Source organism: Algoriphagus kandeliae (assembly GCF_004571135.1).
In the GTDB taxonomy this organism is placed as follows: domain Bacteria; phylum Bacteroidota; class Bacteroidia; order Cytophagales; family Cyclobacteriaceae; genus Algoriphagus; species Algoriphagus kandeliae.
The window spans coordinates 283,658-298,814 of the sequence record NZ_SPSB01000004.1; the positions used below are offsets into that span (position 1 = coordinate 283,658).

The following is a 15,157-nucleotide window of genomic DNA, read 5'->3' on the forward strand; positions in this document are numbered from 1 at the left end:
CGTAATCTGGTTAATCCACTTCCTTCTTCTTCCCAAATTCTTTAGGATACTTGGCAGAGTAGGCCATGATAAAACTCGGAATGGTAGCAATCACTACCCAAACGAAAAACCCGGGATATCCTAACCATTCTTGCATATACCCCGAAATCATTCCCGGCACCATCATTCCCAAAGCCATAAATCCTGTAGCCAAAGCATAATGAGCCGTCTTATATAATCCTTCAGCCAGATAAATCAAAAATACCATGTAGGCTGCAAATCCAAATCCATAGCCCAATTGCTCAATCAATACAACGGTCGCTGGGAAAAGAATGCTTTCAGGCTGATACCAGGAAAGTATCACATACCCCAAATTAGGAGCATTGATCGCAAAGGCCATGGGAAGCATCCACTTTCCCAATCCATTTCTAGAAATCACAATTCCACCGACAATTCCTCCAATCAATAGGGCAATCACTCCTAAGGTTCCGTACAAATAACCAACCTCAGTTACCGTCAATCCTAGTCCTCCTTTTGCTCTTTCATCCAAGAAAAACGGAGAAGCCATTTTTACCAACTGAGATTCTCCAAGCCTGTAAAGCAGAACAAAAGCCAGGGAAAGTCCAATGTTTTTTTTGGTGAAAAATGTCGCAAACACCTTCCCAAAACTTGGTTGATCTTCTTTAGCAACACGCTCTTCAATTACTTTCGGCGTCGCGAGAAAATTAATCCCGGTTAATAGTAGCATCAATCCGGCAACCCCAATCATAGTCCAGGACCAAGCAGTGGTTGGATTGCCAAATTTTTCCTCCAAAAATCCCGCTCCAATAACTATCAACCCTTGTCCTGTAATCATCCCTACCCGATAAAATGTACTCCGCATCCCCACAAAAAAGCTCTGCTGATCGGGTTTTAACGCGATCAAATAGAGCCCATCAGAGGCAATGTCATTGGTTGCGGAAGCAAATGCTCCCATCCAAAAAAACGCAAGTGTAATCAAGAAAAATTCATCCAAACCTGTGGTCAGCCCTACTCCCAAAAAGACCAAGGAAAGGATCAATTGCATGGTCAAGAACCATTGTTTCTTTTTACCAAAAAGCTCCAAAATTGGACTCCAAATTGGTTTGATTACCCATGGCAAATACAAAAAGGAAGTATATAGCCCGATATCTGAATTAGAAACACCCAGACTTTTGTACATGATCACTGAAACAGTGATGATAATAACATATGGGAGCGATTCAGTCAGGTAAAGGGTTGGAACCCAAATCCAAGGGTTTTTCGATTGATTTTGGGTCATGATTTTCTTAATAAATGCTGGTAAACACTGATTTCGGAACCTTCAATTACTTTGGCTCCTACGGTTTTTTCATAAAACTCTGCTGGACCTACTCCTCCTATGATTGCATAAGCATAACCCATTTCCCGAAGCGATTCTAAGGACTTCACCAAAAGAACTCTACCTATCCCCTTTCCACGCTCCGACTCCAAAGTTCCTGTAGGTCCGAAAAAGTTTCGGGCAGTACTTTCATAACAGGCAAATCCCAAGATTTGATTTTCACGCTGAGCAATCCAACAGGTCACAGGTTGCCTTGAAAATGTAACCTCTACCTCCGACTTCCAATACTCCCCAAAATGCTCCAGTACCCATTCACTGACGAGGTGCTTTTCTGGAGAAATAGCTCTTCGAAACACAATCTTTTCTTTTTCAAAAAGCAACTTTTCGAATTCAGAAACGGAAGGTAATTCCATTAATCGAACGAGCATATCTTTCATGGCTGAGAGGAATTGAGGTTTTGAATTATCTGTGATTCCACTAGGCGGCCAAAATGATCTAGCCATTGGATAGCCAAATATCTAGAGTTGGTTGAGGAAATTTGCAAGCTTTTGGCTCTTGAACCTCCTACCCAAAGTTTTTGAATAGGAACATCCTTCAATTTCTCTAAATCATTGGATTCCTGAAAAACCAAATAACGAATAGCAGGATCAAGCGGGGATTCCAGCTCTAGGTGAGATTGACCATCCTTGAATTGAAGTTCCTGAACTTTTGGCTTCACGATTTCTACCTGCTCCTTAGGTTCAAAAGCTGGAGGAAGCACCGGTTTTTCATATAATTCCGTTCGAAGCATATCAGCCACATCCCTGTTTTTCGAAAAGAGAGATTTAGCTGAGAAATAGGAATTCCCACCCAAGGTTGGAAGAGTCCGAGTATAGACAACTTGCCGAATTAACTCTTGAGGATTATTCCAAGCTATGTCTGCATTATCCCGAATTTTATAGGGTCCATTCCCAATGTATATAGCCGTTCCAAAAGATCGTTGATCCCACCAATCAGTGAGCACGCGATAACTCGCCAAAGAATAGTCCATACTCCAATAAATTTGAGGGATCAGATAGTCAATCCAACCATTTTTCATCCATGCCAATGGGTCTGCATACAAATCATCAAAATTGGTCTGACCTGCTTGGGTTGCTGACCCATTGGGGTCCTTGTCCTTATTTCTCCATACCCCGAAAGGTGATATTCCAAATTGAACCCAAGGTTTAGTCGTCTTTAAAGTTTCATAAACTTCTTTTACCAGCGTATTGACATTTTCCCTTCTCCAATCTTCAATAGATTGTCCGGGCTTTTTGAATTTTTGGTAGGTAGACTGATCTGGAAATTCCTGATTTGGCACCTTGTAAGGATAAAAATAGTCATCAAAATGAATGGCGTCTATATCATAATTCGAGACGACTTCGTGAATGATTTTCTTCAAGTGCTCCTTGACATCTGGCAATCCTGGGTTGTAATAGTATTTGGTGCCATACTTCAGCATCCAATCAGGATGGATAAAAAAATCATGATCAGGACTTAATAACTCGGTTTTTGTATCAAAAGTAGCCCGATAGGGATTCAACCAAGCATGAAATTCCATCCCTCGAAGGTGGGTTTCCCGAATCATCCAAGAAAGTGGATTCTCCAAAGTTTGAGGTGCCTTCCCTTCTTGCCCTGTTAGGTATTTAGACCAAGGGGCGAAATTACTTGGGTAAAAAGCATCTCCTGCGGCACGGATCTGGACAATTGCCGCATTAAAATTCAATCCTTGGTAGTAATCCAAAAGCTTTAAAAAATCCGCCTTTTGCTTTTCCCATGAATCGGATCCTGATTCAGGCCAATCGATATTTACAACTGTTGCGATCCAAACGCCACGAAATTCCCTGACTGGCTCGGGCAATTTATCATCCAAAACAACAAAGCTCTTTTTCTCAATTGGTTCTACAGGGACTTTTGGTGGGTTTTCAACAGAAGGCACTTCTGTTTTATCCTCCTTTTTCTCAGGAATCACCTGTTGACTTTTACAAGCGAGCAATAAAAACAGGAACCCAATGACAAGAAAAAACTGGGAAAAATATCGGTTCATAAATCAGAACTTTGGAAGAGGTTTCAGTTCTAGATCAGCCAAGTTTTTTCGGAGTTTATTCATGAAAGCATCTCCCGGGTCAGTTTTCACGGTACGATAATCTGGATCAGCTTCTTTCCAAAGTGGAGTTTCTTGAAAAAGCTGATACTCATGATGACCAATAACATATTCGATAGCTGGGTATTTTTTTCTCAAATAGCGAATGAGCTTTTCATTGGCTTCCAATTGCTCATAAGTAAGTGGAGATTCCGGACCCCCTACATTTTCAATTCCAATAGCACAATAATTCAAACCAATTGTATGCCTGGCAAAAGTCGTATCGGGTAGTAGCCTGAAGATGGTACCATCTCGATCAACCAAAAACTGACTCGATACATTCAAATTACTGGCCCCGGTAAGATCTTCTCTTCCTCCTAGAGTAGGGCTATCAAACACATCAAAGGTCACTTCAATATTATCAATGGCTGTCCAATGAACCACAACCATTTGAGGTTTAATCGTAGCTGTTTCCTGTTCCAAACCGTGCCTGTCCTTCAAGTATTGGATAGACAAAGCCTCCCTTTCAGCATTCCAAGTGATGGGCTTTTCGAAAATTCGAAAGGTGGACTTAGGTGAGCAGGAAAAAATCAGCAAAGGAATAATCCCCCAAAAAAGGGTGAATGAAAACCAGCTTTTCTTCATAATGCAAGTAAATTTCTAGATGAGCTAAACTACCCAGAAAATTGCATTTATCGGAAGAAAACCAAACAATATTTGTTGAGAATCCATCAATTCAATTCCCTAATTCTTGCTTATAAAAATGATGCATTTTCAATAGGATTTCCTCCACTTTATAGGGTTTGGGAATATAATCATCCATACCCGAAGCCATAAACTTATTGATCTCCGATTGGACGATATTAGCAGTTAGCGCAATGATTGGAATTCGTTTCTTGGCATTATTTTGTGCCTCAAGAACCCTGATTTTTTCAGCAGCAGCAATCCCTCCCATCCCCGGCATGTGGATATCCATAAAAATCAAATCAAAATCTTCTTTCTCAAATAATTGCAAAGCTTCCTCTCCATTCTTTGCTACGGTTATAGTCAATTCAGGAATAAAATAATTGAGGTCATCCTGCACAACCATCATATTAAATTCATCATCATCTACCAAAAGAATCCGAATTCCCGCAAGTTCTTCACCGAGGGTTTTTAGATCTACATGAGGTTTTAAATTCGGGTTTGATGCTTCAGCTAAACTGGAATGTATGGGTAGTTCGAAAATAAAAGTACTTCCTTTTCCCAGCTCGCTTTCAGCCCAAATCCTTCCTCCCTGAAGCTCAATCAACTTTTTCGATATACTCAATCCCAATCCTGTCCCTCCATACTCTCTTGTTCTCACCTGATCTACTTGCTCAAAAGAATCAAAAATTACCTGTAGCTTTTCAGCAGGAATTCCCATTCCCGAATCCACGATTTCAAATCTAGCCCAATCATTTTCACGACTCAACCTCAATCGAATCTGGCCTTTATCTGTAAATTTGATAGCATTCCCAATGAGATTGATCAACACCTGGGTCAATCTAGCCGGGTCACTGACCATGGTCTCAGGGAAGTCCTCTGAAACATCAATTCCTAAGTCCAACCCTTTCTCGGATGCTTTGAATTTCAACAGGTTCACTACTCCAGTAGCTACTTGTAAAGGTTTGATTTCCTCTGAAATAATTTGAATTTTCCCGGATTCGATTTTGGCCAAATCCAGCATGTCATTGAGCAAAACCAAAAGGTTATCCGAACTGATTCGCATTACCTCTAAATACTCCTGCTTGAATTCTGAATCTGGATTTCTCAAGAGTGCATTAACCATTCCCGATATAGCATGCATAGGAGTTCGGATTTCATGGCTAATATTGGTCAGGAATTGCTCTACATATCTCTCTGACTGTTCGGCTCTATTTTTCTCTTCTTCGATCCGCTTTTTCTGATGATTGATGAGTTTGATACGGCTGTATAGTATAAAGAGAATTACACCGAGGACTAAGGTAGAAATCACAAATATCCACATCAAAGACCGTTGATTGGACAGTTTCTCTTGAGCCAATGACTCCTGAAGTTCAAGTTTTTCCTCCAGAATTTTTTGATTGATTGCCATCAGCATCATCCCGGACCGGAATGACTTGCTATTAATGTGCAAGGAATGATAAATCTCAAAATTCTCTAGGGCTTTTTGAAAATCGCCCATTCCCGAATAAATATTCTTCAATAGAATATGTCCATTGGATTTCTGAGTAAAAAAGTCTTTTTCCTGCGCGATTTCAAGCCCTTTATTGGCATAAAACAACGCACTGTCATAAGCCCCCAACCGATCAAAACAAGTGCCCACGCATAGTAATCTATGCGTATAATCTCTTTGGTTGGGGGTATTTAAACTTGCTCTTGCATGGCCCAAGGCTTTTTCAGGTTCTCGGTCTATCCAAACTGTGTAATAACGATACTGTATTTCAGCGATCAATTCCTGATTCCCCAAATCAGTCACTTCCTGCATCAACTGGTCTAAAAGGGATTCAGCCTCTTCATTTCTACCAAGAAGATAATGTGTGAAAGCTACCGCTCCTAAGTCTTTATATTTCGACTCATAATTCCCGGTTTCTTCAGCTAGATCTATTGACTTTTGGTAATACTCTATACTCATTTCATATTCCCCAAAAGTGTTAAACAACCAACCCATTCGGGAATAGAAAGGCTGACGAATCTTTTGGACGATATCTAAGCTCTTATTTTCCTCTATAAGTGCCTCCAATTCCAATCCCCAAACATAGGATTGATTATGGTTAAGGGTTTTAGTATTGAGAATAAAGCGTTCAAATAGCAATTCAAGCTCTTTAGCCAAATCATCTTTGTTCTTCACATGGCTAATTTGCTCGGTAAGGGAATCAATCTGCTCAAAGGAAACTTCATTTTCCTGCGAATAGGCAGAAAGCCCCCAAAGCAACAAAACCATGAACCCTACCCACTTCATGCAGTTTTGTTTTTGTGGTACCAATCTTGAAAATCCTGTTTTCGCCTTCTGGAAACAGGCAGGGTCAAACCCGAGGAAAGCTGAATGGAAAAGGTACTTGGAATCGAGTGAATATGCAGGATATTCACTAGATGAGATTTATGGCATCGGAAAAAGAATTCTTGATCTAAGATTTCCTCCAAATCCGATAGCGTTTTGGAAACTACTTCTCTTCGATTTTTCACAAGATGAATGCAACTGTAATTTCGATCTCCTTGAATCTGTAAAATATCTTTTATTGCAATTTTCAACTCCCCATCCTGAGTATTCAATGTAAGGATGTGCTCCTTAATATCAGAATTGGTTAGATTGGCTAAGGCTTGATGAATCCGTTCTGGTTTTCCTGCTCCATTTCCCTGATTTTTAAACCTACTGATGGCATTCCTTAATTCTTCCAAATCAAAAGGCTTGAGTAAATAATCCAGCGCATTAAAACGAATTGCCTTGATCGCGTAATGCCTGTAGGAGGTGATAAAAATGGTTTTAAAAGTAATTTCAGGCAAAAAACTAAGCATTTCAAAGCCCGTCATATCGTTCATTTCCACATCCAAAAAAACAAGGTCGGGACTAGACTCCTGAAGCTTTTCAATCCCTTCTTTTCCGTTTCTGGCAATGGCCATCACTTGTACCTCTGGAAAATATTGCTGCAGCTTATCTACCAGCAAATCTCGGATAAATGGGTCATCGTCAATGATGGCGCAGGAAATTTTTTGAGCTATGGAGGTGGTGTTAGTCAACTTGATTTTTCAAAAATTCCTGAACTTCAGCTAAGGCGCCACTCAACCTGGAAATAATTTTTTGAACAAATGAATGTAGCTCCTCCATCGGCATAGTCTCATATTCCAACTCCAATCGGCTAATTGGCAACCTAACTTCTTTTACACCAAAAAATTCTAATTGAGGAATCATCTTATGACATATCTGTCGAATTTGAACTCTATCCTTAGCTTCGAGAGCCTCATTCAATAAATCCAACCGTTCGCTGATCAATTCCTGAAATTGTACAATATATTTTTTTACCCTCGTGGAATCCCCTCTGGAAATAGACCGAACGTTCGATAAATCAATATAAGAAAAACTATAGTCCATTTCATCAAGTAGGAAATAGCTTGGGGATTTAAGCAATGAAATCTTCTTTTTTTTGACCCCAACTTGTAGGATGAATAAGCTGTGAGTTAATTAAATATAAGCAAATCGATGGATTTTCGAGGAGGAATTAATCATATGGAAAAAATGAAATGGATTGCCGTTTGATCAACCATTCGATCAATGAAATCACCTAGGATAAATGATTGTAGGAATGCAATTCTATCTATCGTAAACTTATCCTATCAGATTTGAAAAAGAGAAAAGCAACCTTATATCTTTAAGACAAGCCTGATTAAACTTAACTGAGCATTTTTTAAACGGGTGATTAACAATTTTTAAAAACACCAAGGGAGCGAAATTGATACGTCGCTCCCTTTTTTTATTGATTTTCTTTCCAAAATTAAGCCATCTTTCCCCTTCCTCTTTCCATCAATGGTATATCTGTCAGGCTTTCGATACGGACAGGCTTCTCTTGCTCGATAGAGTTTCTAGCAGCAATTCCCACCAAAATCGACATCGCCCCATCTCTGCTTCCTGCAGATTGCCTCCAAGGATCCGGCATATTTGGATCTTTGAACAGCTTATCTTTCAGTCGGGTATCTCCTCCACCATGCCCTCCTCCACCATGAGGAATGATGATTTCTTCTCGCTCTCCAAAATTTTTGGTTAAGCAAATCACATCCTCACTTTTCTCATCCCAAGGCTGTCTTTCTTTGATCCAAGCCTCTAGGCGTCCTTTTGTTCCATTAAAAGCAATTCTGTACCCTTCATAAGGAGAATAAGTTGTCAAGGAGTAGCTTACCTGTACCTTGTTTTTGTATTTGATTTGGACAGCCATTTTATCATAAATATCTACATCCTCACGAAATACGCAGCCATCCCGATCATAGCCATCATACTCGTAATTGTCTACGTAGAGCTTTTTCAAATGCTCATTTCTGGTAATGTCCCAGAAAAAATCACAGGTTCCCTGATGAGGACAGGTCCTACAATTTTTCCCACGAAACGGACCATTTTTACCATAAAATTCCAATTCCCCATAGGCAAACACCTCCTCTGGATCCGAATCAATCCACCAGTTCAACAAGTCAAAATGATGAGTCGCTTTGTGTACCAATAAGGAACCACCAAATTCCTTTCTCCGATGCCATCTTCGGAAATAATCAGCGCCATGATAAATATCCAAATACCAATGAAAATCCACAGAGGTTAAGTCTCCAATATCTCCAGCCCGAAGAATTTCATACATGCGTTGCCGATGGGGTGAATAACGATAGTTGAAAGTGACAATCAGCTTTTTCCCCGACTTTCGCTCGGCATCCAAGATGGCCTGACACTTATGCTCATCAGTGGTCATGGGCTTTTCGGAAATGACATGAATTCCTGATTCCAAACCCATGATGATATATTCATGGTGCGTGCTATCCATAGTTGTCACTATCAACACATCCGGCTTCGTCTCTCGAATCATTTTTGCTCCATCGGTAAAGACCGGACAATCTACTCCTATGTATTCTTTGGCATACTTGAGCCTACCTTCATTGATATCACTTAGCCCTACAAATTCCACTTGATCTCCATAGGCTCGAACCACATCCCGACCAAACATGGTCGTTCCTCGAATCCCAGTCCCGATCAAGGCAACTCGCATTTTCCCTTCCAGCTTATTAAATATTGACAAGGCTTCAGCAACCGGATGAACGAAAAAAGTTCCAGCTAGCAAGCTTCCTGAAAGAGCAATAAAATCCCTTCTTGATTGGGCATTTTCTGAATTCATGGTTATTGGGTTTAATGGTCCGTAACCAATATAAAAATCAAAATTGGCTACTCCCAGCAATTATTCAGAAAGCATAGCTTTTTGTAGAAAAGTGACTTCCTGAAACATTAAACACCCAGAATTAGTATTTTTGATTATGGATCAAACTGCCACTTTAGAGCGAAATATCTCTGTCAAAGGTCTCTTTCGGATTAGTAGACCTATTAATTTGCTTTTGGTGGCATTTACCCAATTGATGACTGCCTATTTTTTGATTGAAACCAGTCGTCAAGGCATCCCTGTTTTAGAAGATTTCCGACTTTATCTTTTGATTTTTTCAACCCTTCTAATCACAGCTGCTGGCTACATGATCAATGATTATTACGATGTTAAAATCGACTATGTCAACCGACCTCAGGAAGTAATTATTGGAAAAGGAATAAAACGGCGAGTGGTCATTTTCCTTCACACGCTTTTCAATTTTGCTGGTATAGGAATAGGGGGAATTGTTGCCCCACGAATTGCGATCATTAATTTCTTAGCAGCCTTTTTACTCTGGCTTTACAGCAATAGGTTAAAACGGGAGCCCTTCATTGGAAATCTTACCGTGGCTTTTTTGACTGGTTTATCTGTTTATTTGGTTGCGTTTTATTATCAGAAAAACGAGCTTCTAGTCTTAACCTATGCCATTTTTGCGTTCTTCTTAAACCTTATCCGTGAAATCATCAAAGACATAGAAGATCGCACAGGAGACCGAAAGCACGGATGCCGAACCCTACCTATTGTCTTGGGATTCCGAAAAACGAAGCAGATAATATTTGTGATCGCAGCAAGTTTTGTGACTGCAATTTTGATCGTAACTCTTGAGATAAACGAACCCCGCTTATTCTATTATTTTGGAGTGTTAGGAGTTTTTTTTCTATGGTTTATTCGAAAAGTTTACCTCTCCGATCGTAAGTCCCACTTTGCCCAGCTAAGCACCTTTGCCAAAATCATCATGCTTTTAGGAACACTCAGCATGGGACTCCTGTAAGTCTTATTTCTTTTAACAGAAAGGCCTACTTTTTAGCAATTCATTATTAATTCAGGTATTTTTATGAAAACTCTGCAATAATGTCTCACCAGCATACCCTTGTCATTAAAATCGGGTCCAATGTTTTGACCCAGTCCAATGGACTCCCGGACTTGGCTCGAATGAAGCATTTGGTGGAGCAATTAATGACTCTTCGGAAAGCTGGAAAAAAAATTGTTTTGGTGAGTTCCGGAGCTGTAGCTTTTGGTAGACAAAACACCCCAATTTCAGAAAAACTAAATCCCGTGCTCAAAAAGCAAATTTGGGCAGCGACAGGCCAAATACGGCTAATTAATGAATATCAACGGCTTTTTCAGGAACAACATGGACAATTAATCGCCCAAATCTTGGTGACTAAAGAAGATTTTCGCGATAGAAAGCATTTTTTGAATATGAAAAGCTGTGTGGAAGCCCTTCTTCAGCAGGACATCATTCCCATAGTCAATGAAAATGACACCGTGACTATCACCGAATTGATGTTTACGGACAATGACGAATTAGCAAGCCTTACTGCAGCAATGATAAATGCGGATACTTTGCTGCTACTCACCAATGTAGATGGGATTTTTACCGGAAACCCGGAAAATCCGGATTCTGAATTGATTGAAACAGTCCATGCATCAATGGCTGAAATCTCCTCCTTTATTACAGCTTCCAAGTCATCATTCGGACGAGGAGGGATGCTCACCAAGTTTGCCATGGCTAAAAAATCAGCAGATTTGGGGATTGAGGTTCTCATCGCGAATGGTAAAACCGATGGAGTTTTGGTTGACTACTTAAATCAAAAATTACGATGCACACGCTTCGAACCGAAACGAAAAAGGCAAGCAACAAAAAAATGGCTAGCTCACGGATCCCACTACTACAAAGGAGAAGTATTTATCAACGAGGGAGCAAAAAAATCCTTGACTTCTTCGGTAATCCGCAGCCTATTGCCAATAGGAATCACCAAAATTGAAGGTGAGTTTTTGAAAGGAGACATTCTCTTAGTTAGGGATGAAAATGGAAAGCAAATAGGTTTAGGTAAAGCAGCCTATTCATCAAAAGCCGCACAGGAGAAAATCGGTCTCAAAAACCAAAAACCTATCATTCATTACGATTACCTCTACCTATTTGATCATGACTGATTTTACTTCGCAATTTCAAGCAGTAAAAAAATCCAGCAGAAAACTAGCATCTATTGGAGACGAGCGAGTCCAAGATATCTTATTTGACTTAGCAGATTTGATGGTCAATCAAAGTGAGCTCTTGATTCATGAAAATCAACGTGACCTTGCAAGGATGGAAGAATCCAATCCTATGTTTGATCGTTTGTTGCTAACTGAAAATCGAATCGAGGGAATAGCCAAGGAAATGCGACAGGTAGCTAAATTACCAAGCCCTCTTCATTTGCCTTTGGAAGAAAAAGTGCTTCCAAACGGACTGTTTTTAGAAAAAATCACTGTTCCTCTTGGGGTTATAGGGATTATTTATGAGGCTCGCCCCAATGTCACATTTGATGTATTTTCTTTGGCCCTAAAATCGGGGAATGGATTGATTCTGAAGGGCGGTTCGGATGCTGATTATTCTAATCGGGCCATTATGTCCTTGATCCATCAAACCCTTCAAAAATTTAACATACCTACTGAGGCTTTTTTGCTTTTACCTGCAGATCGCACCGCGACAAAAGCCCTTTTAGAGGCCGTGGATCAAGTCGATGTAATTATCCCTAGAGGTTCTCAAGGACTCATTAATTATGTTCGCCAGCATGCTAAAGTACCAGTAATTGAGACAGGTGCTGGTATCGTTCATACCTTTGTGGATGCGGAAGCAGACCTGGAAAAAGCGAAGGCAATCGTCCACAATGCCAAAACCCGCCGGCCGAGCGTATGCAATTCTTTGGATTGTTTACTGATTCATGAAAAACTCCTTCCTAGCCTTCCAGAATTGATTCAGCCACTTTTGGATTGTGGAGTAAAAATATATGCGGATGAAAAAGCTTTTTCATCTTTACCTGAAATTGACCTCATTCAACATGCAAAAGGGGAGCATTTTGGGACAGAATTTCTAAGCCTACAGCTAGCCATCAAAACAGTTAAAAATTTAGACGAGGCCTTAGAGCATATTGCGACTTATTCTTCTCGTCACTCGGAAGCTATTGTATCGGAAAATCAAGAAAATCTCAATCGGTTTTTATTAGAAGTAGATGCTGCAGCAGTTTATGCCAATGCTTCCACAGCGTTTACCGATGGAGCCCAATTTGGATTAGGAGCTGAAATCGGAATCTCTACTCAAAAACTCCACGCTCGAGGACCAATGGCCCTGAAAGAACTGACAAGCTATAAGTGGGTAGTTCGTGGAAATGGACAAATAAGAGCTTAGGATTTTTGAGCGTGGCGTTGAATCAAAACCTCCATCACATCATCCAATTCGATTCCTTTTGCTTCTAGCAAAACCAAGTAATGAAAAAGCAAATCAGCTGCTTCCCCTAGGAAAAGCTCTTTATTATCATCTTTCGCTTCGATGACAATTTCCACTGCCTCTTCTCCTACTTTCTGGGCGACTTTATTAATCCCTTTTGCAAAAAGAGATGCAGTATAGGATTTATCAGATGGATTATTTTTGCGGTCTTTGATGATTGCCCGAAGTTGATCTATGAAACCTGTTTTTGAGGAATTCACTTCAAAAAAGCAGGTATCTGCTCCCGTATGACAAACGGGCCCTTTTGGATTGGCCTTGATCAAAATCGAATCCCCATCACAATCCACAGCTACTGATACCAACTCTAAAAAATTCCCGGAAGTCTCACCCTTGGTCCAAAGTCTGTTTTTGCTTCTACTAAAAAAAGTAACCATCCCCGTTTCCTGAGTTTTGGTTAATGCTTCCTCATTCATATAACCTTGCATCAGCACCTTTCCGCTCACAGCATCTTGGACGATGGCGGGGACGAGGCCGTTCATTTTATTAAAGTCGATGTTCATGTCAATTTATTTTGAAACAAAGTAGAAATACTGTTGAAATACTGCCCGATAAATCGGGCTGAAATAACCCATTCTATTAACTCTGTATTTATTTCACCCTGACTTGTCAGGGTATATTTCTATGGTATTTCGATTGTATTTCTCCCATAACCAATTAAAACTTTCTAGGTATAAAAAACCAAATGGTTACTTTCTAATTGAAATTCCCTCCCCTATCAAATAACTTTTCAATTCAGGAATAGGGATTTCTTTAAAGTGGAAAATACTTGCCGCCAATGCCGCATCTGCTTTTCCAAAGGTAAAGACATCCTTGAAATGCGGCATATTTCCCGCACCTCCGGAAGCAATTACAGGAATGGATAAAGATGAAGAAATTTCAGCAGTCAATTCATTCGCGAAACCTGATTTGGTGCCGTCATGATCCATGGAAGTCAATAAAATCTCTCCCGCTCCCCGGTCAGCTACTTCTTGGGCCCAAGCTTGGGTTTTCAGAAGAGTTGGTTTTCTACCTCCATGCGTATGCACAAAGTCAATCCCGTCCATATTGCGAGTATCAATGGCAACCACAACACATTGAGAACCGAATTCCTTGGCCATTTCATCAATCACACCTGGGTTTTTAACCGCTGCAGAATTAATAGAAATTTTATCTGCGCCTGCTCCCAAGAGCACTTTTACGTCTTCTACAGTGGAAATCCCACCTCCCACTGTAAATGGAATATTGATGGCTTTAGCAACCTTGGTAACCAATTCTGCTAAAGTCTTTCGCTTATCTACGGTAGCCGTGATATCCAAAAACACAAGTTCATCCGCTCCTTCATCAGAGTAGATTTTTGCCAACTCCACCGGATCGCCTGCATCCCGTAATTGGACAAAGTTGACTCCCTTGACCGTGCGACCATCTTTGATATCTAGGCAGGGAATGATTCTCTTTGTTAACATTATATAGTATTCAAAACTTCCTTATTCTTCATTCGAAGTTCGGTGTTCGATATTTTTTTTATTTACGATTTACGAAGGAGGATTTACGAGATTTTAGGGAACCTCAAACCTAGAAACCCAAGGTTGATTGAGATTACTGATTTAAGGATTGAAGTCCAATTGAAGTCGTAAATCCAAAATCGTAAATCGTACATTAAAAGGCTGCAAGTTCGTCCAAACTCACTTTTCCTTCATAATATGCCTTCCCTACAATCGCCCCATAAACTCCTGTTTTTTCTAAATCTTCTAAGTCTTTTACAGAAGAAACGCCGCCACTTGCGATTAACTTAAGCTCAGGAATTTCCTGTAAAATCTCTCGATACAAATCCACTGAAGGCCCCTGTAATAAACCATCTTTAGCCACGTCAGTACAAATCACATAGCGAATCCCTTTTTCAAAATAGCTTTTAATGAAAGGAATTAAATCAACTGAAGTTGTCTCTTCCCAACCTCCAACAGCAATTTTCCGGTTTTTAGCATCCGCGCCCAAAATGATTTTTTCAGAACCATAAGAAGTGATCCAAGATTCAAATAATTCTGGATTTTTTACCGCAATACTTCCGCCTGTCACCTGCTTTGCTCCTAAGGAAAAAGCTTTTTCGATTTCTGGATCCGATTGAATTCCTCCACCAAAATCCACCTTCAAATTTGTGCCACTACAAATCCGCTCCAATACATCTGAATTAACAATCTTTTTAGCCTTTGCACCATCCAAATCCACCAAATGAAGCCGTTGAATACCTGCCCCCTCAAAACGTTTAGCCATTTCAAGAGGATCGTCATGGTATTCTTTTTTGCTACTGTAATCGCCTTGACTAAGTCGGACACACATACCTCCGATGAGGTCTATTGCTGGAATGATATACATGGGAAAGTTTG

The 15,157-nt window shown here is 40.2% G+C and carries 14 protein-coding genes; 3 read left to right on the forward strand and 11 right to left on the reverse strand.

Features of this window, described 5'->3' with window-relative positions; translation table 11 throughout:
- Positions 1-10: 10 nt before the first annotated feature.
- The 8 genes from E4S40_RS13460 to E4S40_RS13495 all read right to left on the reverse strand — a co-directional run bounded on the left by E4S40_RS13460 (position 11) and on the right by E4S40_RS13495 (position 9,286).
- Complete coding sequence (locus E4S40_RS13460; protein WP_135075087.1) at positions 11-1,279, reverse strand: MFS transporter; 1,269 nt, start codon at positions 1,277-1,279, stop codon at positions 11-13.
- Positions 1,276-1,755 (reverse strand): GNAT family N-acetyltransferase, encoded by a 480-nt coding sequence (locus E4S40_RS13465; RefSeq protein WP_135075090.1) that lies wholly within the window; start codon positions 1,753-1,755, stop codon positions 1,276-1,278. Before E4S40_RS13465 ends, E4S40_RS13460 begins: the two co-directional genes overlap by 4 nt.
- On the reverse strand, positions 1,752-3,383 hold the full coding sequence (locus tag E4S40_RS13470) for a glycoside hydrolase family 10 protein (protein ID WP_135075093.1): 1,632 nt from the start codon (positions 3,381-3,383) through the stop codon (positions 1,752-1,754). Before E4S40_RS13470 ends, E4S40_RS13465 begins: the two co-directional genes overlap by 4 nt.
- A gap of 3 nt (positions 3,384-3,386) precedes the next feature.
- Positions 3,387-4,064: an N-acetylmuramoyl-L-alanine amidase gene (locus E4S40_RS13475; RefSeq protein ID WP_135075096.1), complete on the reverse strand. Its 678-nt coding sequence runs from the start codon at positions 4,062-4,064 to the stop codon at positions 3,387-3,389.
- A gap of 91 nt (positions 4,065-4,155) precedes the next feature.
- Positions 4,156-6,381 (reverse strand): tetratricopeptide repeat-containing hybrid sensor histidine kinase/response regulator, encoded by a 2,226-nt coding sequence (locus tag E4S40_RS13480; protein ID WP_135075099.1) that lies wholly within the window; start codon positions 6,379-6,381, stop codon positions 4,156-4,158.
- Positions 6,378-7,157, reverse strand: coding sequence for a LytR/AlgR family response regulator transcription factor (locus E4S40_RS13485; protein WP_135075102.1), 780 nt, complete (start codon positions 7,155-7,157; stop codon positions 6,378-6,380). The genes E4S40_RS13480 and E4S40_RS13485 overlap by 4 nt, the downstream gene beginning before the upstream one ends.
- The gene (locus E4S40_RS13490; RefSeq protein WP_161971807.1) at positions 7,150-7,509 is read right to left on the reverse strand and encodes a hypothetical protein; all 360 of its coding nucleotides are present in this window, start codon (positions 7,507-7,509) and stop codon (positions 7,150-7,152) included. Before E4S40_RS13490 ends, E4S40_RS13485 begins: the two co-directional genes overlap by 8 nt.
- Before the next feature lie 400 nt (positions 7,510-7,909).
- Positions 7,910-9,286 (reverse strand): Gfo/Idh/MocA family protein, encoded by a 1,377-nt coding sequence (locus tag E4S40_RS13495; protein WP_135075108.1) that lies wholly within the window; start codon positions 9,284-9,286, stop codon positions 7,910-7,912.
- A 136-nt stretch (positions 9,287-9,422) separates the two neighbouring features.
- Here E4S40_RS13495 and E4S40_RS13500 point away from each other — a divergent pair, with 136 nt between their 5' ends.
- The 3 genes from E4S40_RS13500 to E4S40_RS13510 all read left to right on the forward strand — a co-directional run bounded on the left by E4S40_RS13500 (position 9,423) and on the right by E4S40_RS13510 (position 12,698).
- Positions 9,423-10,298, forward strand: coding sequence for a geranylgeranylglycerol-phosphate geranylgeranyltransferase (locus E4S40_RS13500; RefSeq protein WP_135075110.1), 876 nt, complete (start codon positions 9,423-9,425; stop codon positions 10,296-10,298).
- A gap of 80 nt (positions 10,299-10,378) precedes the next feature.
- Positions 10,379-11,464, forward strand: coding sequence for a glutamate 5-kinase (gene proB / locus E4S40_RS13505; protein WP_135075113.1), 1,086 nt, complete (start codon positions 10,379-10,381; stop codon positions 11,462-11,464).
- Positions 11,457-12,698, forward strand: coding sequence for a glutamate-5-semialdehyde dehydrogenase (locus E4S40_RS13510; RefSeq protein ID WP_135075116.1), 1,242 nt, complete (start codon positions 11,457-11,459; stop codon positions 12,696-12,698). Before proB ends, E4S40_RS13510 begins: the two co-directional genes overlap by 8 nt.
- Here E4S40_RS13510 and hisIE read toward each other — a convergent pair.
- The 3 genes from hisIE to hisA form a co-directional block, all read right to left on the reverse strand.
- Positions 12,695-13,297, reverse strand: coding sequence for a bifunctional phosphoribosyl-AMP cyclohydrolase/phosphoribosyl-ATP diphosphatase HisIE (gene hisIE, locus E4S40_RS13515; RefSeq protein WP_135075119.1), 603 nt, complete (start codon positions 13,295-13,297; stop codon positions 12,695-12,697). The genes E4S40_RS13510 and hisIE overlap by 4 nt on opposite strands.
- Positions 13,298-13,483: 186 nt before the next feature.
- Positions 13,484-14,239, reverse strand: a complete 756-nt coding sequence (gene hisF, locus E4S40_RS13520) for an imidazole glycerol phosphate synthase subunit HisF (protein ID WP_135075122.1) — start codon at positions 14,237-14,239, stop codon at positions 13,484-13,486.
- A gap of 193 nt (positions 14,240-14,432) precedes the next feature.
- Positions 14,433-15,146, reverse strand: a complete 714-nt coding sequence (gene hisA / locus E4S40_RS13525) for a 1-(5-phosphoribosyl)-5-[(5-phosphoribosylamino)methylideneamino]imidazole-4-carboxamide isomerase (protein WP_135075125.1) — start codon at positions 15,144-15,146, stop codon at positions 14,433-14,435.
- Between the last annotated feature and the right edge of the window lie 11 nt (positions 15,147-15,157).